The following is a 23,230-nucleotide window of genomic DNA, read 5'->3' on the forward strand; positions in this document are numbered from 1 at the left end:
CCCAGATTTGATACGCCCTTCAGTGCAAACTGTGGGGCGTATTAGTTTACGGATTGGCAAGTATGATAAGTTAAACGAAGGTTTAAATTTCAAGGCGTTAAGGCTAATATTAACGGCAGTGTTTGGGCAATATAAAGGGGATGTTGTGACAGACGTTAATGTCATTTCAGGCGAACAATTAAAGATTCAGGATGCGGTTTACGCTTTACAGCTTGACGGTAAGGGAGGCAGCGTTCCTGTGACGGACCTGACTCAGGCATCGTGTGAACATCCCTGCTGGCTGCATTTGGATTACGCGCGTGAAGAGAGTCAGAACTGGCTGAATAGTACCTCTTTACTGCCTGATTCAGTACGTGAATGCTTAGGCGGTGAAAGCATGCGCCCGCGAGTCACGCGTCTGGGTGATGGTACGATGATTACGCTTCGCAGCATAAACTTCAATAATGATTCCCGCCCAGACCAGCTGGTGGTTATTCGTTTGTACATGACGGATAAGCTGGTGGTATCGACTCGCCATCGCAAGGTTTACGCCATCGATGAAGTGCTGACCGATCTGCAAAACGGTACGGGCCCTGTAAGCAGCGGTGATTTATTGGTACAGGTCGCCGATGCACTGACCGATCATGCCAGCGAATTTATTGAAGATCTGCATGACAAGATTATTGATTTAGAAGATAACCTACTGGATCAGCAAACGCCAGAAAGAGGGCAGCTCGCGCTCATCCGTAAGCAGTTGATTGTTCTACGCCGCTACATGGCGCCGCAGCGTGATGTGTTTGCACGTTTAGCCAGCGAGCGTTTGCCGTGGATGACCGATGACGATCGCCGCCGCATGCAGGATATTTCAGATCGCTTAGGTCGAGGGTTAGATGATTTAGACGGCAGCATCGCACGTACCGCTATTTTGGCCGATGAAATCTCAAACTTGATGGCGGATGCAATGAACCGCCGCACTTACACGATGTCGCTTCTCGCTATGTTGTTCTTGCCGACGACGTTTTTGACCGGTTTGTTTGGCGTTAACCTTGGAGGCATTCCGGGGAATACCTCACCGGTTGCCTTCGCGACATTTTGCTTTTTGCTAGTTTTATTGTGCGTTTGCGTTGTGGTCTGGTTAAAACGCAGTAAATGGTTATAGTGAGTTATGCGGTAAAATTTTGTGGTAAATCAAATAAATCGGAATGAAAGGGTAAAACAGCCTGCGATATTGAGCCACATCAACATTTATCCTTTAGAGGTAGGGCAAACTTCATCTCGCAGGTGAATGCAACGCCAAGCGATGGGCGTTGCGCTCCATATTGTCTTACTTCCTAATTTTTGAATTATTGCATAGCACATTTAATTCGTAACATGCCGACTTTTGTCGGCATTTTTTTTGCCTGAAACCTAGCCTAATACCTATCGACCCCTTCATCCCGCGGGTCTCCTTATCACCCAATTTCATTTTTGTTCTCTGGATATTTCGTTTTTCAACGAAGCATTCTCGAACGAAATCGCTAGATTAATGCTTATCAACCGACCGGAGGGGAAATGATGATAGCAGTGATCTTTGAGGCTAATTCGCACCTAGATAAGCAGGCCCGCTATTTAGAAATCGCAAGTGAATTGAGACCATTACTCGAGCGGATTGACGGTTTTATTGCGATAGAGCGATTCCAGAGCCTGTTGGAGCCGGGGAAGATCTTGTCACTGTCTTGGTGGCGTGACGAGGAATCGGTTTTGGCATGGAAGAAGAATGTCTTTCATCAAGAAGCACAGGCTGAAGGGCGTGAGTCTATTTTCTCGTATTACCGAATCAGAGTGGCCCATGTCTTCAGGGATTACTCATCAGAAAATAGAGGGAAATGAGCATGTATGATATGCATATTATCTTGAAAAACTCGCCTGGAGAGCTGGCTTGGTTAGGAAAAACGCTGGCACTTAACGGTATCGGAATCGAAGGAGGCGGCGTCTTTGCGTTAGGCGGTGAAAGCCACGCTCACTTTCTGGTCGCCGACGGCTATAAGGCCAAAACGGTTCTTGAGAGCGAAGGATTTCGCGTCTACGGCGTATGCCGCCCGTTGATCAGAGTGCTAAGGCAGGAACGTTTAGGGGAATTGGGGGCAATTGCGGCAGCGCTATCTGAGAAAGGTGTTAATATTTTAACTCAATATAGCGATCATGCTAACCAGCTTATTCTCATCACGGATAATGACATAATCGCTCAGCAAGCCACCGAAAAGTGGGCTGTGAAGGTCTAATAGATATGCATAACACGATAAATGCCGAGCAGTTTACTCGTGCTGATGTGCTTGAAGACGCCATGTCTGGCGTGGCTGCTGCCATGTCAGATCCGTCTCGCGTAAAGATACTTTGTGCGTTGATGGACGGAAGGGCATGGACGGCAACTGAACTGGCCGCCGTTACCGACGTCGCGTCCTCCACGGCCAGCGCGCACCTTAACCGGCTCTTAACGAATAAGTTGATTATCTGTTTATCGCAGGGACGGCATCGCTATTACCGTTTGGCGGGAAAGGAAACTGCCGAGCTAATTGAGATGATGATGGGGATTTCATGGCAACTCCATCCTACACCTGTAACGAGAACGCCGATTGAATTGCGTATGCTTCGGACCTGCTACGATCATCTTGCGGGTGAGATTGCGGTGAAAATATATGATGCAATGAGCCATGCTGGATGGTTTGGCGCAGATGGGACATTTTTAACTGATGAAGGGTTTCGACAATTCAAAATATTGGGCATCGATCTAGAACATAAAACCAAGCGAAAGATCTGCTGTGGCTGCCTTGATTGGAGCGAAAGGCGGTTTCACCTCGGTGGCGAAGCAGGGGCACAATTTTTTGCGCTGTGCGAACACAAACATTGGCTACAAAAAGTTGCGGGTTTTCGTCAGGTCAATATGACGTCGAATGGAAGGAAGGCCATTTCGCGACTGTTTCAGATTGAGTGTTGATACAACGGTTGAAAAAACGCCGCTGGACGCGGCGTTAATCTAAGGCTCTGACGAATTATTTAACTTCGACCACGTCCAGACGAATCGCATTATCAAAGTTTGGCGCGTCTTCATCCTCGGTTAATCCCACAGGGACTAACGGAAGCTCTTCACGATCAAAGGCCAAGTCACCACCGTCAACCACTTCACTCCCGTGCTGGATCCCTTTGAAATCGAACAGGTTGGTATCAGCTAAGTGAGAAGGCACCACATTTTGCATTGCGCTAAACATGGTTTCGATACGACCAGGGTGACGGCGATCCCAATCACGCAGCATATCTTTAATCACCTGACGCTGTAAGTTTGGCTGTGATCCGCACAGATTGCACGGAATAATCGGGAACGCGCGTGCTTCGGCAAAACGCTCAATGTCTTTTTCACGGCAGTAAGCCAGAGGGCGAATGACGATATGTTTGCCATCGTCGCTCATCAGCTTTGGTGGCATGCCTTTTAGTTTGCCGCCGTAGAACATGTTTAAGAACAGCGTCTGCAGCATATCGTCACGGTGATGGCCTAGTGCAATCTTGGTTGCGCCCAACTCGGTTGCCGTGCGGTATAAAATTCCGCGACGCAGACGCGAGCACAGGGAGCAGGTAGTTTTCCCTTCGGGAATCTTCTCTTTCACAATCCCGTAGGTGTTTTCTTCTACAATTTTGTATTCCACACCGATGCTGTCTAAATAGGCCGGTAGAATATCTTCTGGGAATCCTGGCTGTTTTTGATCGAGATTAACCGCCACTAAACTGAAGTTGATAGGGGCGCTTTGCTGTAGGTTACGCAGAATTTCCAGCATGGTGTAGCTATCTTTGCCGCCGGACAGGCAAACCATAATGCGGTCGCCTTCTTCGATCATGTTGTAATCGACAATGGCCTCACCGACGTTGCGGCGCAGGCGCTTTTGCAACTTGTTAAGGTTGTATTGCTCTTTCTTGCTTATGGTCTGATCTTCTGACATTGAATATGTATCCGGTGTTATGGGGCTCGCAGGGGAAAACGCCCTACAGGCAATAGTCGTTTCATGCGTAAGCGGGTCATCTGGCATTTTACCAGCTCATGGCACATAGCCGGAGGGATCCCGCGTTGCTGCGTGGCGTGTATGGTACGGATTACGGCGACGAATTCCAGTGGGTTTTACAGCTTTGTTCCATAAAGCACCGATAGCAGAAAGCGGATAGTATGACTTCTGCCTAGGGATCGTGGCTCTGGGCATAACATTTCTCAACATCATGAACTGCTTGTTCGTGGTGTATCCGAATTCTATTTTCGTTCCCAAAATGGCACGTCAAGAATCCCTAACGTTTTGGTTTCATGCTCATCGAGCGAGACAAAACCCGCATGAATTCAACATAAAGTTGAAATAACAACTTTATGTTGATATTGTCGTATCAAGTGATACTCGCTAAACCTGTTATTTCTAGAGTCCTGAATCCGCATGAAAACGATGTTGAATGAACCCTGTCTTTCAGATACCACCGATCCTGCCATCATTACTGAACGCAGGCTGGTGCTGAAGGTATTGCGTAGCGCTTTGCAAATGCTTGGCTGCGTCGTTGGTCGCAATACTGAAGTGGTTCTCCACGATCTCACCCATCCGGAAAACTCGGTGATTGATATTGTTAACGGACACGTTTCTGGGCGCCGTATAGGGAGTTCTGTGCTATCGGGTCCACAAAACGATCGCGGCTTCAGTGCAGTGATGCAGGAGATAAAAAACGAGTCTTGCGGCGAACCTTCAGTGGTCGGGGGATATGAGACATTGACGCCGACGGGTAAAAAACTACGCAGTGCAACGGTCGTTTATCGGGATGCTCAGGGGCATCCGTTTGCCAGCCTGTGCGTGAATGCGGATATCAGCGGCATTGAAGCGGCACAAGCCTGTCTGGCGCAGTTATTGGCAAGCGGTATTCAGACGACTGAACATCCGGTATCTGAGCCACCGGATATGGAAATTCTGATGGCAGAAATCATTCAAGATGCAATGCAATGCACCGACGTTAAAAACGGCGTGATGAATAAAAAGGCCAAACTACAAGCGGTGCGCCAGATGCAGGAACGGGGAATATTCATCGTAAAAGGTGGGGTTGAGAAAGCGGCAAAGGCACTCGGCGTTACGCGCTATACCATTTACAACTATCTTGAAGAAATCCGTCAAAGCCAAACTCGCGTCTAAGTATGACGATCCTTGGGGAAATATCATGCAAATTGAAATTTTTCAGGTTGATGCCTTTACCTCCCAAATTTTTGGCGGGAATCCAGCTGCGGTGTGCCCATTAGAACAATGGGTTGAGGATGAAGTGCTTCAGAAAATTGCGGCAGAAAACAATTTGTCAGAAACCGCATTCTTTGTGCAAAAGAGCGACATTATTGAACTGCGCTGGTTTACGCCACTCGTGGAAGTCGATCTCTGTGGGCATGCGACGCTGGCGACGGCGTGGGTATTGTTTAATCAACGTGGCGCGACACAGGATACGTTGAGATTCGCTACGCGCAGCGGCGTGCTGAGTGTTTCTCGTGACGGTGAGTTTTTGGTGATGGATTTTCCCGCAAAAAAACCGGAGCTCATTGATGTTCCTGAAGGTTTAGCGCAGGCGCTGAGCCTAAATACGCCTATTCGCCAAGTCTACAAGGCCGATGACTATATCGTGTTGGTGGATTCGCCAGAAATAGTGGAAGCTCTACGACCAGACTTTTCGCTGCTTGCGCAATATCAAGTGCGAGGCGTGGTGGTAACCGCTGCGGGGCACGATTGTGATTTCGTTTCACGCTGGTTTGGTCCAAACGTCGGTGTTAATGAAGATCCTGTTACGGGGTCGGCTCATACTTGCTTAGCGCCGATTTGGGCTGAAAAACTTCGGCGTGACGATCTAAGCGCTCAACAGGGCGGCTGCAGAAAAGGGCAGTTAGGTTGTCGGCTTTATACGAATGCAGAGGGGGAAGATCGCGTGATTATTCGCGGTCAAGCGGTGCTGTATCTTCATGGGATTATTTCTGTTTAGTTTTTCACTTTTGAGGGGCATTGTATGTCTTCTAACCTACAGCGTTTTGCCAGTGATTTGCCGTTTCCATTTGCCAAAGCGGTACGTGCAGGCGACTTCTTGTTTCTGTCGGGGCAGGTTTCAATGTCTCCAGACGGCAAGCCGCTTTATGGCAGCGTAACGGATCAGTCAGAAAATATTATGCAGAGTATTGCCAAAACTCTTAAAGAGTGCGGCTCTGATATGGACTCTATTGTAAAAGTAACCGTTTGGTTATCCGATATGAAACACTTTGCAGAATTTAATCAGGTATATGCTACTTATTTTAAACATGGTTATCCTGCTCGTTCAGCAATAAGCTGTGAACTGGTGATGGGTTTAGATGTGGAAGTGGAAGTACAGGCGATGATTAAAAAATAAATATATTACACAAGTTATGTGAGATTAAAGTAAAAAAGCATGGTTCAGGACATGCTTTTTTTTCGTGGTTAATTAAATGTGGCTATTTATAAACTGAGAATTTTTTAGTGATAGGTTTCAGTTTTTCTGTGTTACCAAATAAGGCAATGGCAATAAAATCAAGATTATCTATTTCCGTGTTTAACGTATCAGCGATCTGTTGCTCTGCGGAGTGAGATAACATCGTGTTCGTAAAGAAGTTATATGCTATTTCTGCATCTTTGGCTTTTTGTACCGCGCTAGCGAGTTGGCTACTGTTCTTCGCTTGTAAAACCACGACAGGGTAATGACTCATATTGGCTTGTAATCCCGAACTGGCATTTGGATATGCATCAAATAGCATTTCTTTAGCACAATCGGTAATTCCAGCGCTAAGATGACTGGCCGCATTCATTAATGTGCTAACTTCGTGATTGCGATTAAGGATGATATAAAGCTTCATCTCATTATCTTCGTACATTTTAAACTCTCGGCGTTGAATAATCTATTTAATATATATTATTGTAATTTTAAATTCAAATTATACATGAACGCGCAGGTGTTTGTTTTTAAATGCGCTAAGCGCAGAGAAATACGGAAAAGTAAATGACTTTAGTTAATGAGCCATTAAGGAGAACAACAGTGATTGTCAGCTGATAGATAAAGAAAAACCGCAGTAACCTCTACTGCGGTTGGGAAGAAAAGGTGTAACACTAACCTTGATTAGAACTGATAAACCAGACCTACTGCAACAACGTCATCGGTAGAAATACCGTTGTCTTTGTAGAAGCTGTCATCGTTGTCTAACAGGTTGATTTTATAATCAACATAGGTAGACATGTTTTTGTTGAAGTAATAGGTCGTACCGACAGAAACGTATTTAACCAGATCTTTGTCACCAATGCTGTTTGCAGATGTTTGAGCATTGGCACTATAGAGGTCTTTGCCTTTAGATTGTAGGTAAGAGACTTCTGGACGCAGACCGAAATCGAACTGATATTGCGCAGTGACTTCAAAGTTTTGTGTTTTATTCGCAATTTGATTGCTGTCGCCGTCACCGTATGGGGTCATGTTGTTGGTTTCAGCGTACATGGTGGCCAAATAGACGTTATTAGCATCATATTTCAGACCTACAGTCCATGCGTCAGCTTTGTCACCGCGAGCGGTGGACAGATTACTTTGCTGATCGGTACGATCTGATGATGCATAGCTAGCACCCGCACTAATGCCCATGCCGAAGTCATAAGTGGTCGATAAACCGTAGCCATCGCCATTCTGGTGCTGAACATCGCGTGAGTTGTTGCTCAGTTTTTCGTTGTCGTTATTCGTACCGTCGTTTTTACCTTGATACTGAACGGCTACGTTCAACCCATCAACCAGACCGAAGAAGCCATTGTTACGGTAGGTTGCAACACCGTTAGTGCGGCCTGTCATGAAGTTATCCGCCTGAGTATAAGAGTCGCCCCCGAACTCTGGCAGCATATCGGTCCAGCCTTCCACGTCGTACAGAACGCCGTAGTTACGACCGTAGTCGAATGAGCCGTAGTCACCAAATTTCAGGCCAGCAAAGCCCAGACGGGTAAAGTTACCGTCGCTGCCGTTGCCTTCGGTGTTATTCACCTGAACGTTATACTCCCACTGACCGTAACCGATCAGTTGGTCTGTAATCTGAGTTTCACCTTTGAAACCTACACGCACGTATGACTGGTCGCCATCTTTGCTTGAGTCGTCAGAGAAATAGTGCAGACCATCAACTTTGCCATACACATCCAGCTTGTTACCGTCTTTATTATAAACTTCTGCGGAGTGTGCTGCGCCAGCCGCTAACAGAGCTGGGATAACCATCGCCAATACTTTTCTTTTCATGATAAATTCCTAATTATTTTCTGTGTGAATAAAAACACGTAATCCATAGGTTGTAATCAATCATTACAGCCATTAGATGCTAACGATTAAGTTCCATTTACCTGTAAATGTAATTTGTAATAAGTTTATTAAAAGTAAGATTAAAAATGACTGCGGTAATCTTTATTCGTTTCGTGAATATTTCAATTAAATTAATTAGTTTGTAATTTTTGATTAAGTTAGCAATGATTTATTTTTAATTGCAAATCACTTATTTCTTTTTTTGCATTTACAGTCACACTTTATTTTTCATTTTAGCAATAAAAAAGCAGACCGAAGTCTGCTTGTATTAATTATACTGATACGTATTTTATGCTGCATTCTCTGGGGTTATTGTTGGGCGCTGAACAGGGACATGTAGATACTGCATTATGCCGTCTGCGGCATGACGACCCTCAGCAATCGCTGTTACAACTAGGTCAGCGCCACGCACCGCATCACCACCTGCAAATATTTTTTTATTGCTGGTTTGATATGGAACTGTGGTTTCAACGCTGGCGACAATGCGTCCCCATTTGTCTAGTTTCACATTTTCAGACTCAAGCCACGGCATTTTGTGGGGGTTAAAGCCGAAAGCGATAACCACAGCATCGGCAGGCATCACAAACTCAGACCCAGGAACGGGTTTAGGGCGACGGCGACCGGCTGCGTCAGGTTCACCCATGACGGTTCTCAGCATCCGAATACCCGTGACTTTGCCTTCGTCATCAATTTCAATGCTCAGTGGCTGCACGTTAAATTCGAACTCGACGCCTTCCTCACGCGCATTTTTGACTTCTTTCTTGGAGCCTGGCATGTTGGCTTCATCGCGACGGTAAGCACAAGTTACCGTTTCAGCACCGTGGCGAATGGATGTCCGCACGCAGTCCATCGCGGTATCTCCGCCGCCAAGCACCACGACACGTTTGTTGGCCATGCTGATGTAAGGTTCGTCTGGGAGCTCGGGTAATCCCATGACCTGTTTAGTATTGGCAATCAAGAAAGGCAGGGCGTCATGAACGCCGTCTGCGTCTTCATTTTCCAAGCCCGCTTTCATTGATTGGTAGGTGCCGGTGCCAACAAACACGGCATCATACTCGTCTAATAGTTCGGTTAGCGTAATATCGCGGCCAATTTCCGTGTTCAAGCGGAACTCAATACCCATGGCGCTAAAGATCTCACGGCGATGTGCGAGAATAGATTTATCCAGTTTGAAAGATGGAATACCAAAAGTGAGCAGGCCACCGATTTCAGGATGACGGTCGAAGACCACCGCCTTGATACCGTTACGGGCAAGAATATCGGCACACCCCAATCCAGCAGGTCCAGCACCGATGATGGCAACGCGTTTATCAACGGGCTTGACGTATGAAAGATCGGGCGTCCAGCCCATTTCAAATGCTTTGTCTGAAATGAAGCGTTCGATATTGCCCACCGTGACGGCGCCAAACTCGTTGCCTAACGTGCAAGAGCCTTCGCAAAGGCGATCTTGTGGACATACACGGCCGGTCACTTCTGGGAGACAGTTGGTTTGATGAGAAAGCTCTACGGCTTCCAAAATCCTGCCTTCTTTCACCAATTTTACCCAGTGTGGAATGCGGTTGTGCAAAGGACAGGTCCATTCGCAAACGCTGTGGCTGCCGCATGAGAGGCAGCGGCTTGCTTGACCACTGGCTTCTTCTTGAGTAAACGTCGGATAAATTTCTACGAATTGTGCCTTACGGATCGCAATCGGTTTTTTCACCGGATCGTGGCGCGCTGGCGTATTCAGCATCTGTGGAACTTTGCTGGTTTTACCTTTCGTTTTAGCGCTGGTGGTAGGCATGATAATGGGGGTTGCTGACTGAATCGTTTTACTGGCGCTACCGTCGAAGAGTAAACCTGAATCGTCATTCATCATGGCGCGCAGTTGGCGCTGATGACGAAGATTGTTGAGTACATGATCGTCAATCAGTTTTAGCGCATTGCTTGGGCAACTGGCGACGCAAGAGGGTTCATCTGCAACACCGGCACATAAATCACATTTATGTGCGTTAGCGAATACGCCATCGGGTTGGGTTTCGCTAGGCGCTGGGTGTGTAATCACTTCCATTGCGCCGAAAGGACATGCGACGACGCAGGTTTTACAGCCGATACATTTTTCCTGAATAACCTGAATGCTGTCATCACGTTTCTCAATGGCGTGATTGGGGCACACGTTAGCGCAAGGTGCATCTTCACAATGGCGGCATAATACGGCGGTGTGTTTATGCTCAATTTTGAGCACATGGATCCTTGGCTGGAATTGTGCGGGAGTCAGCACATGTTCACCATGGTTGTGAGCCATTACACAGGCAACTTCACAGGCACGGCAACCGATGCAGTTCTTAGCATCAGCAATAACAAATCGATTCATAACGACCTCACCCACATCCGGTTAATTATAAGTTTGTTCCGGTTATGCACATAGCATGCAAAGATTAGGGAAAATGACTTATTGAAGGCTAAGGAAATAGCCAATTGTGCAACGTATCACATTTATTCTGGCGTGACTGGTTAAAACATCAGCAGTGCCTTAGCTAAGATGCGCTGCGTCAATTTTTAATAGCGGTATATTTCTGATTGTTCTCCACGCAATATCAAAATGACACATACAACTTATCAAGGTTGTGACTATTGATAATGTGAGCGTATATCTAGATGAACGCTTTTAGTGAAAATAGCTTATTGGTGAAGCCGTTTATCGGAATAGTGCGGATCGGGGATGTATTCTTATTCGTTGGCGCCAATGTATTAATAAACCTGCATTAATAAAAAAGCGGCGCCAATGGAGGCACCGCTTTTAATATAACCGCCTAACTGAGCGTTATTCAGTATCGTCAGACAGAGGTTTTCCCGCCAACTGGCTTAAGAACTCAAAGCGTTTCTTCAGATCGGCAGTTGCATCGCGATACAGTTGTTGGGCAACTTCCGGCTCCTGCGTGTTCAAGCGGCGGAAACGCTGCTCTTTTAGCAAGGTATCGGCCAGATCAATCGATGGTGGCCGAGAGTCAAGCGCCAACGGCAGTTGGCCTTCATCGCTGCGGCGCGGGTCAAAGCGATACAGTGGCCAGAACCCAGTCGCAGTGAGCTGCTTCATCTGTTCGTGGCTGTAGGCCAGATCATAGCCATGTTCCTCACACGGACTGTAAGCAATGATCAGGGAAGGACCCGGATAGGCTTCGGCTTCCTGAATAGCCTTTACCGTTTGGTTTAGCTGAGCACCGAGAGAAATTTGCGCGACATACACATGACCATACATCATCATGCTAACGCCCAAATCTTTACGCGCTTTGCGCTTTCCATGCTCGCCAAATTTGGTCACCGCGCCTAATGGTGTTGCTTTGGACTGTTGACCGCCGGTATTGGAATAGCATTGTGTATCGAGCACCAGAACATTGATGTTCTCCGTCAGACTCAGCACATGGTCGAGTCCACCAAAGCCGATGTCATAAGCCCAGCCATCGCCACCAATCAACCAAACCGATTTATCTACCAGATAGTCTGCATCCGTGATCAACTGACGAGCATCATCAGAGTCGATGTTTTGCAGTTCTACACGCAGTTTTTCAACCTGAATGCGGCGCTCTTCAATGGGGAGATCCGGTTGGCGTAGTTCATTCAGCAGTTCCTGCGGCAACTGTTCTGCCAGACTATCGAGTAGGCGATTCACGCGCTGGCGATGCTGATCGATCGTCAAGCGGAAACCGAGGCCAAACTCAGCATTATCCTCAAACAGTGAGTTTGCCCAAGCAGGACCACGTCCGTCGGCGTTAGTGGTATACGGCGTGGTGGGCAAGTTACCGCCATAGATAGATGAACAGCCGGTGGCGTTGGCGATTAATAAACGGTCGCCATACAGTTGGGTGAGTAATTTGATGTACGGCGTTTCGCCACAGCCAGAGCATGCGCCAGAGTATTCAAACAGCGGTGAAATCAGCTGTGAGGTGCGAATATCGATTCGCTCGATTTTGCTGCGATCGATTTCCGGTAGGTCGAGGAAGAAATCAAAGTTTTCTTTTTCCTCGGCGAGATGGTCAAGTCGGGACTTCATATTGATCGCTTTTATCTCAGGATTTTGGCGATCTTTAGCTGGGCAGACTTCAACACAAAGGTTACAGCCGGTGCAATCCTCTGGGGCGACCTGCAGCACATATTTTTGTCCACGCATATCGCGTGCTTTGACATCCAATGAGTGTAATGAGTCCGGCGCATGTTCCATGGCTTCCGGCATCACGACTTTGGCGCGAATAGCCGAGTGCGGGCAGGCGGCAACGCAGTGATTACACTGGGTACACAGTGGCGCTTCCCAGATAGGGATTTCTTCGGCGATATTGCGTTTTTCCCAACGCGTCGTGCCGGTTGGCCATGTGCCATCGGGTGGGAATGCGGAAACCGGTAAGGCATCACCAAGACCCGCCAGCATGGCGGCAGTAACCGTTTTAACGAAGTCTGGTGCGTCATCGGAAACGACAGGTGGGCGCAGGCTGCTAGTGTCATCAATGGGCTGTAGCGGAATTTCTGTTAGCGCTGCCCGCGATGCGGCAAGTGCCTGCCAGTTGCGTTCAACGATTTCATTCCCTTTGCTGCTGTAACTGCGGGTGATCGCATCCTGCAGCAATTTCAACGCATCATCACTTGGCAATACGCCCGTAAGATGGAAGAACGCCATCTGCATAACGGTATTGATGCGCGAGCCGAGTTTGCATTCACGGGCAATTTTTGCCGCGTTAATGATATACACCTGCGCCTGACGCTGATGAAGCAGTGCTTGGACATCGCGGGGTAGGTTGTGCCAGATTTCATCCGCGCTGTAAGGGGTATTGATAAGGAAGATGCCACCCGTTTTTAGGTGTTCAACCATTTGATATTTTTCAATAAACTGCCATTGATGACAGCCAATAAAATCGGCTTGGTTGATCAAGTAAGCTGAATTAATCGGGTTGTCGCTCACCCGCAGATGGGAAACCGTTAACCCACCGGCTTTCTTGGAGTCGTAAACAAAATAGCCTTGGGCAAACAGCGGGGTGCTATTACCGATAATCTTGATATTGTTCTTGGTCGCAGAGACGGTGCCGTCGCTGCCTAAACCATAGAACAGCGCTTCTAAGCGAGTACGTTGTGGTAACAGTTCGTCGCTGAGCGGCAAAGAGAGCCCAGTAACGTCATCGAATATCCCCACGGTAAAGCGTGGACGTGGATTTTCCAGCTTCAATTCATTGAAGACGGCCAACGCACAGTCGGGGCCAAACTCTTTCGATGAGAGGCCATAACGACCGCCAATAACGCGTGGCAGGGTGTTGCGTTCGCCACGACTAAATGACTCCGCCAGCGCGGTCATGACATCCAGATAAAGTGGCTCGGCTAATGCGCCAGGCTCTTTGGTACGATCCAGAACGGCAATCCGTGTGGCAGAGTCCGGCAGCACCTTCAGTAACTGCTGTGCAGAGAAGGGGCGGAACAAACGCACCTTGAGCACACCGACTTTTTCATTACGGCTAAGAAGAGTATCGACAACTTCTTCACAGGTGCCGATGGCGGAGCCCATCAGGATAACGACGCGCTCGGCTTCGGGATGACCATAATATTCGAAAGGCTGGTAGTGGCGGCCGGTAACGTCCCCAAACGCCTGCATGGCGTCAGCGACATGTTGATAGGTCGCGTCGTAGTAAGGGTTAGTCGCCTCACGGGATTGGAAATAGGTATCAGGATTCGCTGATGTGCCGCGGATTACCGGATGGTCAGGTGTCAGCGCTCGGGCACGGTGGGCATCAATCGCTGATTGGGGTAGCAGTGTTCTGAGTGTATCGTCAGACAGCGGGACAATTTTATTGATTTCATGCGAGGTTCGGAAACCATCAAAGAAATGAATAAAGGGTACGCGACTATTGAGCGTTGCCATGTGGGCAATAAGCGCAAAGTCCTGCGCTTCCTGCACGCTGTTGGCACACAGCATGGCACAGCCCGTTTGACGCACGGCCATGACGTCGGAGTGATCGCCAAAAATGGATAACGCATGGGTTGCCACAGTACGGGCAGCGACGTGCAGGACAAAAGGCGTAAGCTGCCCGGCCAATTTATACAGATTGGGGATCATCAGCAGGAGCCCCTGCGATGAGGTAAAAGAGGTCGCCAGCGCACCTGTTTGCAATGCGCCGTGAACGGTAGCTATCGCGCCACCTTCGGACTGCATTTCAACAACGCGTGGGATGTCTCCCCAGATATTTCGGCGTCCATCGCCTGACCAAGAGTCCGCTTGTTCCGCCATGGTAGAACTTGGCGTAATAGGATATATAGCGATAACTTCACTGGCTCGGAAAGCCACGGAAGCCACTGCGTTATTACCATCAGTGGTGATCATTAAATGTACCTTTTGTGCTCACTATCTAATACCCGTCATCCTCCAAACAACCTGTATTGGCGGGGGTTTGAAATCATTCGGATATATTACATTGGACGCAGCAGTAACAATCGAGCCACGTCTCGTCATGTTTTCATCATAGCAAAGCATAATTAGCGAGCTTGTCAGTTTCATGGCATTGATGAAATTGGGGGGACGAGAAATTAACAGTAAAGGAAGGGAATTAATATTAATTTACATATTGTCATGTTCTCCAATAAGAACGATTAAAAAATACCTTATTGGAGAACTGACGGGGCAGATAGTGGATTATCGAATATCGATAAAATGTACGCCGTTCACCTGCTGCAATTTCTGATATACGTCACTGATATCTTGTTTTGGACGAAGCGTTAATTCCAGTGACATCTCGCATAGCTCGGTATCGTTATCATGCTGGTTTACGGTTAAATAACCTGGCTTTAGGCGCATCTGTTGTAACGCTAATAAAATTCCAGACACGCTGGCAGGCAATAGCTGAATAATCACCGAATGGTGATGACCGATCAGACGATTGCTAAGCTGGCGGAAAACCTCAAGCACAATCAACGTCATTAACGTGCCGTAGATACCGATTTCATACATACCACTCCCGATAACCAAGCCAATGGCCGCAGTGACCCAAAGACCGGCAGCGGTAGTGAGTCCTCTCACCACTTGTTTTTGAATCATAATGGTGCCCGCGCCGAGAAAGCCCATTCCGCTGACAACCTGTGCCGCGATACGGCTAGGGTCTAGGCCGACGTGTGATTCCATCAAGATGTCGTTGAATCCATACTTGGACACGATCATAAACATGGCGCTGCCGATACCAACCAGGACGTGCGTGCGCAGGCCGGCTTCCTTAGCGCGCAACTGGCGTTCAATGCCGATGAGGCCGCCAAGAAAACCCGCTAATACGACGCGCAGCAATAAATCAGTAATCATTTGTTCCTCTCGCTGTAATTTTATTGTTTTGCAGAACGATTAAGCGTAAAAACGAATAATTATTTTATGGTACGCCCAGACTGCTGAAACCGATGATTTTAGCCTAACCCGCCCGTCGGAAAAACAAGTATGCGTACCTTAAATGAGTCATCGCTTCGTATTCAGGTTGTTCAGTGTAAAAATATACTGGCGTTAAATATGTTTGTGTAAAATCCGAACGCTAAAAATACGCCGACATAGGATCATCGATAAACAGTCTTTAGGGTTTAGAGGAGAGGGTAGACATGATAGCTAAACTTGGGTTGGTGCTCGCGGCGGGCATTCTGTTGTCGGCATGTAGCAGTGAACCTGAACAACAGGCAACCAGTGCTAACGTTCATCAGCGTATTGATATGTCGGACGCCGCCGTTGAAAACTGTGCGCTGGCGGGGGGGACTCTGGCGCTCTCAAGTCAACTTGACGGTAGTTCCGTAGGGATGTGCCAATTACCTGATGGTAAACGCTGTGGTGAATCGGCTTTGGTGCGCGGCGCTTGTCCAGCGAATTAACGCGGTAGGGCATACTTTAGAAAAATGAATAGGCCGGCCATAACAGCAGCCGGCTTTGTGTATTCGATGAAGTTGGGTTACATCCAATCTTTCTGCTGATATACCAGCGTATGGTTGGCATTCTTCAGCGTCAATTGTCCTTTAATCAGTGAAACCTCTGCACCCTGACTCAACACGTCGGTAATGATGGGATCTAGCGCTGCGCGTGCTGGGTCGATACACGCCATACGGGTTGATGCTAGATGCTCAACTTTCAATATATTGTTTTGCAGTTCTCCCTGGCCCATAAAGCGGTTACACATTGCGCCAGAAACATGCATTTTCTCGCCAAACTCAATGCCTGGTTCCATACGGTTTTTATCGCCGCCAATCGTTTTTCCGTCTACGCTTTGCAAAACAAAATGGCGATGCAGTAGATCGCTTTGTTGTAAAGTTTGCGGTGCCTGAGTCGTACAGGCAGCAAGTAAAACCGTGCTTAATGCCAGAGATACAGCTTTGAATTTCATTATATTGCCTCAAACTATTTTTACAGAATAATTGGCGGTAACTTTCCAAAAGCTCACGCTATTTTACTCGTTTGCTGTGATAGATGACACATTTCATCGGATGTGAATTTATTTTTTATATAAAAACCCTTTACCCAATATGGTTTTGTTTGCTTCAGCTATTTATTTCGGTTTATAAATCAACAAAGACGAATATTTAGAGGATGTTATGGTGCTCGATACGCCGGTATTAATGACAGAACGTTTGATTCTTCGTGCACACAGGCTTGATGATTTTGCTGACCTGTGCGCGATGTGGGCCGATCCTGAGATCGTAAAATTTATTGGGGGAGAACCACAAACTCCCGAGCAAGTTTGGCAGCGTCTGTTACGCTATACAGGTAACTGGGCGCTTTTTGATTATGGCTATTGGGCCGTTTTCGATAAGAGCACACAGCAATACATTGGCAATATTGGTCTGGCTGAAAACCATCGCGATATCGAGCCACGTTTGCGTTACCCGGAGATGGGGTGGACGTTCAACCCTGCTTTTCATGGCAAAGGTTATGCCGTAGAAGCGGCAAAATGTGTGCTTGCTTGGGCTGATGAAGTACTGAAAACGCCGGTGTGTTGCATCATCGACCAAGATAACGTTCGTTCAATCCACTTAGCTGAAAAATGTGGCTTCCTGCTGCGTAAAGAAACTGGCTACCACGGCAACATGATTTACATCATGGAACGCCAAAATGCGATCGTCGACACGAAATTGCTTTAAATACAAGCACGCAGTGTTTAGTCGCCGGAGTCCATCTAGGTAATACTAGATATAGCGCAGCATATAAGCCTTTTTTCATAATCAGAAAGAGGAGTGTGCACAATGGTAAAGACTACCGCATCGCGTGTTTCAACCAGTGATGGAAGTCATTTTGGCGAAGGCAGCATGGACTTTCTTGCCAGTAGTATTGCGTTAATGGAGTCTCAAGGCCGTGAGGTAGATGCCAGCAAGGTGTGTGGCAACATGTCGGTCAAACAGCGAGAGCTGTTCAATCAACGTTTAACTCATTATCGTCAGGCATTATTGGCAGACCAGACGGTCTGATTTGACGATGGCGCTTAACGCCAATATTTCCTCCTGAATCATCCATAAAAAACCCCAGCCAAAACTGGGGTTTCGTCTCTATCGCTATCCGACCCCGAGCGCTAAGCGGTCAGTAGATTGTCGCAATGTTCACCGTTTGCGAGGGCACGGATGTTACCCAGTGTGGTTTCAGAAATGCTGGTTAGCGCCTCTTCGGTTAAGAATGCCTGATGACCGGTAAACAACACGTTATGACAGGCAGACAGGCGACGGAATACGTCGTCCTGAATAACGTCGTTAGACTTATCTTCGAAGAACAGATCGCGTTCGTTTTCGTAGACGTCCATCCCCAGCGAACCAATTTTTTGCTGCTTCAGCGCCTCAATGGCGGCGTCAGAATCGATCAGACCACCACGGCTGGTATTAATAATCATCACGCCACTCTTCATTTGGCTAAACGCATTGGCATCCAGCAGATGATGATTTTCAGGTGTGAGTGGGCAATGCAGGGTAATCACGTCAGATTTTTCGTACAGCGTCTTCAAATCGACATACTCAGCGCCCAACTCTAACGCCTGTGGGTTAGGGTATGGGTCGTACGCCAGCAGCTTCATACCAAAGCCTTTCAAGATCCGCATGGTCGCCACGCCAATCTTACCGGTGCCGATAACGCCCGCGGTACGGTTGTGCATGTTAAAACCAATCAAACCCTCCAGCGAGAAATTGGCGTCACGGGTACGCTGATAGGCGCGATGAATACGGCGGTTCAGGCTCATCATTAAGCCTACGGCATGCTCAGCTACGGCTTCTGGGGAGTAGGCTGGAACGCGAACGACCTGCAACCCCAACTCTTTGGCGGCAACTAAATCAACGTTATTAAAACCAGCACAGCGTAATGCAATGATTTTAACGCCCAGAGCGGCCAGCTCGGTGAGCACTTCGCGGCTCGCATCGTCGTTCACAAAAATGCAAACCGCCTCACAGCCCTGTGCGACTTTTGCTGTTTTAGCGCTGAGTAAAAAGTCAAAAAACTCCAGCTCGAAACCGAATTCTTTATTTACTAGTTCTAGATACTTACGGTCATACTGTTTAGTACTATAAATCGCGAGCTTCATAGAGGATTCTCCACCAAAAAGATGTGATCATGATAGCAAAAATGGCCAAAAGAAACAAAGCGGCCAGCGGCGGCGGGTAAACATAAACGTATTGTCGTTGAACCTAAAATGAAAGATGTCGCTGAACGAAATTTGAGCTCAGCCATCGTATCAACGACCACATTTATCTAGGATTTTGCCCGATTCATTCAGATGCATCCATTATTATGATATGTTGCGGCTGTTTATTGAAAAGCAAGGCGAATTATGATCAAGTGGCTCAAAAGGTTATTTGCAGCGCTGATCGCCATATTATTGGCATTAACGTTTCTCTGGTTAACGGTGGCACATTGGCTGCCGTCGGTTATACAACATTGGCTTCCTACGGGGACGACGGTACGTTTTAGCGAACGTCCGTTTTGGTCGAACGGGGCATTGCATCTCCCAGGACTGAGCTATCAGGCTGGGGACTGCCGCTTGGGCGATCTATCGCAGGCGCGTTTACGCTATCACCAAGGGCGCTGGCAGATGTTGGCGGAAACGCTGGATGTAAATACCCAGTGCTTGGAAAAACTGCCTTCCTCAGACTCCCCCTCGGCGCCGCTTGAGCTGGATAAAATCCAACAGTCTCTCCCGCTGTTTGATATCGCAGTGAACCATCTTATTGTCAGTCCGTGGCAGGATTATGCTGGGGCAATTAGCGTTGCTAACAATGTGGATGGACAGACCATCCGCTATCGCAGCGATCGTCTTAGTGTCGATGCACGTCTGGATGACAAGCAGAAACTCACGTTGAAAAAGCTTTCGCTGAAAGTGCCACAAAGCGATCAACCGCTTGAGCTCGATGGCGAGCTGCAAATTCCGTTGGATCTGGCGTCATTACCGCGCAGCGGTGCGATGCAGGCACAGTTGAAAACGCCATTTATTGATGCGCCTTTACAGGTGATTTCTTCGTGGAAAAACAAGCAGGGCAATTTAACGATTATTGCTAAGGGCGATAAAACGCCGTTAGCGAATTTACCGTGGACGGTAAGCCGCCACGAGATTCATATCAACAAAGGGCAGTGGCGTTGGCCTTATGCGCAGCAGCCATTGCAGGGCGGTATTGATGTCACGCTGACGGACTGGGATAAAAACTACCAGCAAACGCAGATTGAAGCGCGAATGAATGTGCTGACTCAGGGCGCTCACGGCAAAGGCAACGTGGTAGTCAATCTTGGGCCGGGCAAGCTCAGTGTGATTGACAGCAGCATGGCGTTTCGGGTCACTGGACTCGTCAATAGCCAAAACCTTTCCCTAACGGCGTCGATTCCAGGACAGCTAACCGGAAGTGTATTGAATCCGTTGCTAACGTTAGACAGCGGTTCGCTGTTGCGCGCATGGGGCAAGCTGGATGCTCAGACGACGTTGCAAGAAGTTCGCTGGCCGCTGGCCGGAATTAAGCTCAACGCTGAAGGTGTCACAGGGCGTCTTCAGGCCATCATGCGCGTAAAAGATAGCTATTGGGGAAGCTTCAAACTTCACCTTGACGGGCAGGCGGCACAATTTCTTCCCGACCAAGGACGTTGGCAGTGGCAATATTGGGGCAATGGCGATCTGCCACCGCTTGCCGCTAAGTGGGACGTCGGTGGGCGCGGGGAGTGGATCGGTAATGTGATACGCTTGACCCAGCTTTCTACCGGATTCGATAAGATTCATTACGGTATGATGACGGTAATGAAGCCACGGCTTTCCATCGGGCAACCCGTCGAGTGGGTTCGTGATGAACAACAGCCAAAATTCAACGGCGCATTTATCCTCGATACCCGCAAAGTCGAGTTTGAGAACGGGGGGTATCTGCCGCATGCGGTTTTGAACCTTGCGGCTCAGGGCTCTGCACCGGACCATTTTTTGCTCAAAGGCGATTTGCATGCCGAACGCATTGGCCCCATTAAGCTCAATGGACGCTGGGATGGCGAAAGACTACGTGGAGAGGCTTGGTGGGCCAAGCAGCCAACGGCGGTATTCCAACCCCTGTTATCGCCTGATTTGAATATCACGCTACGCGATGGTGACTTCTACGCCCAAGCGGCTTTTTCTGCTGCGCGTGCACAAGGCTTCGAAGCCGGTGGTCATATGGTGGTGAAGAATGCCGGAATGTGGCTGAAAGACGGTGAAATGAGCGGACTGGACTTTGTCATGGCCTATCGCTTAAAAAACGAAATCTGGCAGTTAGGCGCTAAACAGCCAATCAGCCTGCGCATTAAACATCTGTCGAACCTGTTTGAAATGAGCAATATTTCAGCCGACCTGCAGGGCTACTATCCTTATAGCGACAGTTCGCCGTTGGTACTGTCTAACGTCGGTGTTGATATGCTCAAGGGACATATCGGTTTTGATGCGCTACGCCTGCCAGAGCCAGCTTCAACCGTACTGCGGCTGAAGGACATTGATTTAAGCGTACTGTTCACCGCACTCAAACCGAAGCAGTTTGCGATGTCTGGCCGCGTTGATGGAGAGTTACCGCTGTATTTGAAAGATAAGCAGTGGCTGATCCGTAATGGTTGGATCAACAATTCTTCGATGCTGACGCTACGGCTCGATCCCGATATGGCCGACGCGATGGCGGAAAATAATCTAGCGGCAGGAGCGGCGATTGAATGGTTACGTTATATGGAGATCAGCCGTTCGCGAGCCGACGTGAATTTAAGTAATTTAGGGGTGCTCACGATGGCGGCAACCATTCGAGGGGTGAATCCTCAGCAGAACGCACACCGTGAGGTGGTGCTTAACTATCATCATGAAGAGAATATTTTCGAGCTTTGGCGGAGTTTACGTTTTGGCGATAATTTACAGGAGTGGCTGGAGCAAAGCCTCTCAACCCCTGCGAGGAGTGAGCATGAGTAACCTTAAGGTTTGGCTACTGGCTACCATAGTATGTGTGCCCTTGACGGGCTGTGTACCGCGGATTGAGGTGGCAGCACCTAAAGATCCGATTACGATCAATATGAACGTCAAGATCGAGCATGAAATTCATATTAAAGTGGACAAAGACGTCGAGAATTTATTGAAAACCCAATCTGGCCTGTTTTAAGGAGATTCCGATGAGAAAATCGCTAATCGCATTGCTCGGTGCAGGCCTACTTTTCAGCAGCGCGGTATTTGCTCTGACGCTGGATCAAGCCAAACAGCAAGGTCGCGTAGGGGAAACGCTGAGTGGTTATATTGTGGCACTCAAGCAGGATAAAGAAACGTTAGCGCTGGTCGAGCAAATCAATACGGGGCGCGCGGAGAAGTATCAAGAAGTGGCGAATAATAACCATATCAGCCGCGAAGACGTCGCTAAAATGGCGGGGCAAAAGCTGGTGGAACGTGCAGCATCAGGTGAATATGTGCGTGGCATTAACGGCCAATGGCTCCGAAAGCCCTAGCGAAGAGGTTGGGATGACTTCATAAACAAACGCGCTCACAAGGAGCGCGTTTTTACTTTCTGCATCATAACTCTTTAACTAACCACTCATCCGGACACAGGATCTAGAGGGGATAATGCAATATTGAATTATGCGGTTGCCAATTGGCTGATCAGCGCTTTGGCATCTTGCTGCGCTTTAGTTGCCATATCTGGGCCGTAGGCGATTCCTTCTTCGAATACGAACTCTACGTCAGTTAGGCCGATAAAGCCTAAGAAGACGCGCAGGTAAGGCGTAACCAGATCGGTGTCGGTATCTTTGTGAATACCACCACGGCTGGTCAGCACGTAGACTTTTTTACCTTTCAGTAAACCTTCAGGACCGGCCTCGGTATAACGGAACGTCACACCGGCACGCGCGACTAGGTCGAAGTAGTTTTTCAACTGAGTCGAGATGTTGAAGTTATACATCGGGGCCGCAATCACAATCACGTCGGAAGCTTTCAGCTCTTCAATCAAGGTGTTCGACAGATCCAATGCATCCTGTTGGCGAGGTGTCAAAGGCGCATCAGAAGGGCGTAATGCACCGACTAACTCTCCATCCAGAACCGGAATTGGATCTGCAGCCAGATCACGTACCTGAATCTGGTCATCGTTATGCTGTTGGCGCCATTGTTCGACAAAGTAATCAGCCAAAACGTTTGACTGAGAGTAGTTAGCCAGAATACTTGATTTAAGAACTAATACTTTGCTCATGGTAATTTCCTTGTGACCTAATACTGTTAGGTATTATCAGACTATTTGTTGAAATCAGGACTTGTGTCCATCGCATGGAAGACACTTTATTCATAAAACCCCATCAGTGATAGCGCAATAATTCGAGCTCTTTGTTCAATTAAATTGAATATGGCGAGATTGCCTGCTCTGTCTGCATGGCGATATGAACGGCGGGTGAGAGAGATTGCGGCGGTGCTACTGCTGCCCAACGTTGGCCTGTGATACA

General features: G+C 48.1%; 22 protein-coding genes. 13 read left to right on the plus strand and 9 right to left on the minus strand.

Features of this window, described 5'->3' with window-relative positions; all coding sequences use genetic code 11:
• Nucleotides 1–145 precede the first annotated feature (145 nt).
• The 4 genes from zntB to K9N75_RS11355 all read left to right on the plus strand — a co-directional run bounded on the left by zntB (nt 146) and on the right by K9N75_RS11355 (nt 2,953).
• The gene (zntB, locus tag K9N75_RS11340) at nt 146–1,138 is read left to right on the plus strand and encodes a zinc transporter ZntB (protein ID WP_039186775.1); all 993 of its coding nucleotides are present in this window, start codon (nt 146–148) and stop codon (nt 1,136–1,138) included.
• Between the two features lie 395 nt (nt 1,139–1,533).
• A complete protein-coding gene (locus K9N75_RS11345; RefSeq protein WP_040012474.1) occupies nt 1,534–1,848 on the plus strand; it encodes an antibiotic biosynthesis monooxygenase family protein in 315 nt (104 codons plus the stop codon).
• A gap of 2 nt (nt 1,849–1,850) precedes the next feature.
• Nucleotides 1,851–2,240: an amino acid-binding protein gene (locus K9N75_RS11350; protein ID WP_008813455.1), complete on the plus strand. Its 390-nt coding sequence runs from the start codon at nt 1,851–1,853 to the stop codon at nt 2,238–2,240.
• Nucleotides 2,241–2,245: 5 nt separating this feature from the next.
• Entirely contained in the window at nt 2,246–2,953 is a 708-nt protein-coding gene (locus K9N75_RS11355) for an ArsR/SmtB family transcription factor (protein WP_061060064.1), read from the plus strand.
• A gap of 55 nt (nt 2,954–3,008) precedes the next feature.
• Here the strand turns inward: K9N75_RS11355 and ttcA are convergent, their stop codons facing one another.
• Nucleotides 3,009–3,947, minus strand: coding sequence for a tRNA 2-thiocytidine(32) synthetase TtcA (gene ttcA / locus K9N75_RS11360; RefSeq protein WP_008813457.1), 939 nt, complete (start codon nt 3,945–3,947; stop codon nt 3,009–3,011).
• A 477-nt stretch (nt 3,948–4,424) separates the two neighbouring features.
• Between ttcA and K9N75_RS11370 the strand changes: the two genes are divergently transcribed.
• Genes K9N75_RS11370 through K9N75_RS11380 form a run of 3 tightly spaced genes read left to right on the plus strand, consistent with a single transcriptional unit; the run spans nt 4,425 to nt 6,387 of the window.
• The gene (locus tag K9N75_RS11370; RefSeq protein WP_020303752.1) at nt 4,425–5,162 is read left to right on the plus strand and encodes a helix-turn-helix transcriptional regulator; all 738 of its coding nucleotides are present in this window, start codon (nt 4,425–4,427) and stop codon (nt 5,160–5,162) included.
• 25 nt (nt 5,163–5,187) lie between these two features.
• Nucleotides 5,188–5,988 (plus strand): PhzF family protein, encoded by an 801-nt coding sequence (locus K9N75_RS11375; RefSeq protein ID WP_130975826.1) that lies wholly within the window; start codon nt 5,188–5,190, stop codon nt 5,986–5,988.
• A 24-nt stretch (nt 5,989–6,012) separates the two neighbouring features.
• Nucleotides 6,013–6,387, plus strand: a complete 375-nt coding sequence (locus K9N75_RS11380) for a RidA family protein (RefSeq protein WP_039186755.1) — start codon at nt 6,013–6,015, stop codon at nt 6,385–6,387.
• A gap of 82 nt (nt 6,388–6,469) precedes the next feature.
• On the opposite strand, the gene K9N75_RS11385 is transcribed toward K9N75_RS11380, so the two are convergent.
• From K9N75_RS11385 to K9N75_RS11405, 5 genes are all read right to left on the minus strand, one after another.
• Nucleotides 6,470–6,886, minus strand: coding sequence for a DUF2000 domain-containing protein (locus tag K9N75_RS11385; protein WP_130954845.1), 417 nt, complete (start codon nt 6,884–6,886; stop codon nt 6,470–6,472).
• A gap of 242 nt (nt 6,887–7,128) precedes the next feature.
• Nucleotides 7,129–8,271 carry a porin OmpC gene (ompC, locus tag K9N75_RS11390; protein ID WP_039186749.1) on the minus strand — a complete coding sequence of 381 codons (1,143 nt, stop codon included), beginning with the start codon at nt 8,269–8,271 and terminating at the stop codon, nt 7,129–7,131.
• A gap of 349 nt (nt 8,272–8,620) precedes the next feature.
• Nucleotides 8,621–10,684 (minus strand): formate-dependent uric acid utilization protein AegA, encoded by a 2,064-nt coding sequence (gene aegA, locus K9N75_RS11395; RefSeq protein ID WP_199372013.1) that lies wholly within the window; start codon nt 10,682–10,684, stop codon nt 8,621–8,623.
• A 450-nt stretch (nt 10,685–11,134) separates the two neighbouring features.
• Nucleotides 11,135–14,668, minus strand: coding sequence for a pyruvate:ferredoxin (flavodoxin) oxidoreductase (gene nifJ / locus K9N75_RS11400; protein ID WP_224451618.1), 3,534 nt, complete (start codon nt 14,666–14,668; stop codon nt 11,135–11,137).
• 309 nt (nt 14,669–14,977) lie between these two features.
• A complete protein-coding gene (locus tag K9N75_RS11405; RefSeq protein WP_004089820.1) occupies nt 14,978–15,634 on the minus strand; it encodes an MgtC/SapB family protein in 657 nt (218 codons plus the stop codon).
• A gap of 284 nt (nt 15,635–15,918) precedes the next feature.
• Between K9N75_RS11405 and K9N75_RS11410 the strand changes: the two genes are divergently transcribed.
• Nucleotides 15,919–16,182 carry a putative hemolysin gene (locus tag K9N75_RS11410; RefSeq protein WP_004089819.1) on the plus strand — a complete coding sequence of 88 codons (264 nt, stop codon included), beginning with the start codon at nt 15,919–15,921 and terminating at the stop codon, nt 16,180–16,182.
• Between the two features lie 77 nt (nt 16,183–16,259).
• On the opposite strand, the gene hslJ is transcribed toward K9N75_RS11410, so the two are convergent.
• The gene (hslJ, locus tag K9N75_RS11415) at nt 16,260–16,688 is read right to left on the minus strand and encodes a heat shock protein HslJ (protein WP_008813464.1); all 429 of its coding nucleotides are present in this window, start codon (nt 16,686–16,688) and stop codon (nt 16,260–16,262) included.
• 208 nt (nt 16,689–16,896) lie between these two features.
• On the opposite strand from hslJ, the gene K9N75_RS11420 reads away from it, so the two are divergent.
• A complete protein-coding gene (locus K9N75_RS11420; protein ID WP_130961539.1) occupies nt 16,897–17,442 on the plus strand; it encodes a GNAT family N-acetyltransferase in 546 nt (181 codons plus the stop codon).
• Between the two features lie 102 nt (nt 17,443–17,544).
• Complete coding sequence (locus K9N75_RS11425; protein ID WP_008813466.1) at nt 17,545–17,766, plus strand: glycogen synthase; 222 nt, start codon at nt 17,545–17,547, stop codon at nt 17,764–17,766.
• Between the two features lie 101 nt (nt 17,767–17,867).
• On the opposite strand, the gene K9N75_RS11430 is transcribed toward K9N75_RS11425, so the two are convergent.
• Nucleotides 17,868–18,860, minus strand: a complete 993-nt coding sequence (locus K9N75_RS11430) for a 2-hydroxyacid dehydrogenase (RefSeq protein ID WP_004089812.1) — start codon at nt 18,858–18,860, stop codon at nt 17,868–17,870.
• Nucleotides 18,861–19,106: 246 nt separating this feature from the next.
• Here K9N75_RS11430 and K9N75_RS11435 point away from each other — a divergent pair, with 246 nt between their 5' ends.
• The 3 genes from K9N75_RS11435 to K9N75_RS11445 are packed head-to-tail and all read left to right on the plus strand — an operon-like array spanning nt 19,107 to nt 22,249.
• Nucleotides 19,107–21,725, plus strand: coding sequence for a YdbH family protein (locus K9N75_RS11435; RefSeq protein WP_224451619.1), 2,619 nt, complete (start codon nt 19,107–19,109; stop codon nt 21,723–21,725).
• Entirely contained in the window at nt 21,718–21,912 is a 195-nt protein-coding gene (locus K9N75_RS11440; RefSeq protein WP_008813468.1) for a YnbE family lipoprotein, read from the plus strand. The genes K9N75_RS11435 and K9N75_RS11440 overlap by 8 nt, the downstream gene beginning before the upstream one ends.
• 10 nt (nt 21,913–21,922) lie before the next feature.
• Entirely contained in the window at nt 21,923–22,249 is a 327-nt protein-coding gene (locus K9N75_RS11445; RefSeq protein ID WP_008813469.1) for a YdbL family probable chaperone protein, read from the plus strand.
• A gap of 128 nt (nt 22,250–22,377) precedes the next feature.
• Here the strand turns inward: K9N75_RS11445 and K9N75_RS11450 are convergent, their stop codons facing one another.
• Nucleotides 22,378–22,983 (minus strand): FMN-dependent NADH-azoreductase, encoded by a 606-nt coding sequence (locus K9N75_RS11450; RefSeq protein WP_008813470.1) that lies wholly within the window; start codon nt 22,981–22,983, stop codon nt 22,378–22,380.
• Nucleotides 22,984–23,230 lie beyond the last annotated feature (247 nt).

The organism is Hafnia paralvei (genome assembly GCF_020150375.1).
Taxonomy (GTDB): domain Bacteria; phylum Pseudomonadota; class Gammaproteobacteria; order Enterobacterales; family Enterobacteriaceae; genus Hafnia; species Hafnia paralvei.

What these genes read in the sequence shown, in the direction of transcription:
- K9N75_RS11345 (WP_040012474.1), top strand. Translation starts at nt 1,534, where the DNA reads ATGATAGCAGTGATCTTTGAGGCTAATTCGCACCTAGATAAGCAGGCC.
- K9N75_RS11350 (WP_008813455.1), top strand. Translation starts at nt 1,851, where the DNA reads ATGTATGATATGCATATTATCTTGAAAAACTCGCCTGGAGAGCTGGCT.
- K9N75_RS11355 (WP_061060064.1), top strand. Translation starts at nt 2,246, where the DNA reads ATGCATAACACGATAAATGCCGAGCAGTTTACTCGTGCTGATGTGCTT.
- ttcA (WP_008813457.1), bottom strand. Translation starts at nt 3,947, where the DNA reads ATGTCAGAAGATCAGACCATAAGCAAGAAAGAGCAATACAACCTTAAC.
- K9N75_RS11370 (WP_020303752.1), top strand. Translation starts at nt 4,425, where the DNA reads ATGAAAACGATGTTGAATGAACCCTGTCTTTCAGATACCACCGATCCT.
- K9N75_RS11375 (WP_130975826.1), top strand. Translation starts at nt 5,188, where the DNA reads ATGCAAATTGAAATTTTTCAGGTTGATGCCTTTACCTCCCAAATTTTT.
- K9N75_RS11380 (WP_039186755.1), top strand. Translation starts at nt 6,013, where the DNA reads ATGTCTTCTAACCTACAGCGTTTTGCCAGTGATTTGCCGTTTCCATTT.
- K9N75_RS11385 (WP_130954845.1), bottom strand. Translation starts at nt 6,886, where the DNA reads ATGTACGAAGATAATGAGATGAAGCTTTATATCATCCTTAATCGCAAT.
- ompC (WP_039186749.1), bottom strand. Translation starts at nt 8,271, where the DNA reads ATGAAAAGAAAAGTATTGGCGATGGTTATCCCAGCTCTGTTAGCGGCT.
- aegA (WP_199372013.1), bottom strand. Translation starts at nt 10,684, where the DNA reads ATGAATCGATTTGTTATTGCTGATGCTAAGAACTGCATCGGTTGCCGT.
- nifJ (WP_224451618.1), bottom strand. Translation starts at nt 14,668, where the DNA reads ATGATCACCACTGATGGTAATAACGCAGTGGCTTCCGTGGCTTTCCGA.
- K9N75_RS11405 (WP_004089820.1), bottom strand. Translation starts at nt 15,634, where the DNA reads ATGATTACTGATTTATTGCTGCGCGTCGTATTAGCGGGTTTTCTTGGC.
- K9N75_RS11410 (WP_004089819.1), top strand. Translation starts at nt 15,919, where the DNA reads ATGATAGCTAAACTTGGGTTGGTGCTCGCGGCGGGCATTCTGTTGTCG.
- hslJ (WP_008813464.1), bottom strand. Translation starts at nt 16,688, where the DNA reads ATGAAATTCAAAGCTGTATCTCTGGCATTAAGCACGGTTTTACTTGCT.
- K9N75_RS11420 (WP_130961539.1), top strand. Translation starts at nt 16,897, where the DNA reads ATGGTGCTCGATACGCCGGTATTAATGACAGAACGTTTGATTCTTCGT.
- K9N75_RS11425 (WP_008813466.1), top strand. Translation starts at nt 17,545, where the DNA reads ATGGTAAAGACTACCGCATCGCGTGTTTCAACCAGTGATGGAAGTCAT.
- K9N75_RS11430 (WP_004089812.1), bottom strand. Translation starts at nt 18,860, where the DNA reads ATGAAGCTCGCGATTTATAGTACTAAACAGTATGACCGTAAGTATCTA.
- K9N75_RS11435 (WP_224451619.1), top strand. Translation starts at nt 19,107, where the DNA reads ATGATCAAGTGGCTCAAAAGGTTATTTGCAGCGCTGATCGCCATATTA.
- K9N75_RS11440 (WP_008813468.1), top strand. Translation starts at nt 21,718, where the DNA reads ATGAGTAACCTTAAGGTTTGGCTACTGGCTACCATAGTATGTGTGCCC.
- K9N75_RS11445 (WP_008813469.1), top strand. Translation starts at nt 21,923, where the DNA reads ATGAGAAAATCGCTAATCGCATTGCTCGGTGCAGGCCTACTTTTCAGC.
- K9N75_RS11450 (WP_008813470.1), bottom strand. Translation starts at nt 22,983, where the DNA reads ATGAGCAAAGTATTAGTTCTTAAATCAAGTATTCTGGCTAACTACTCT.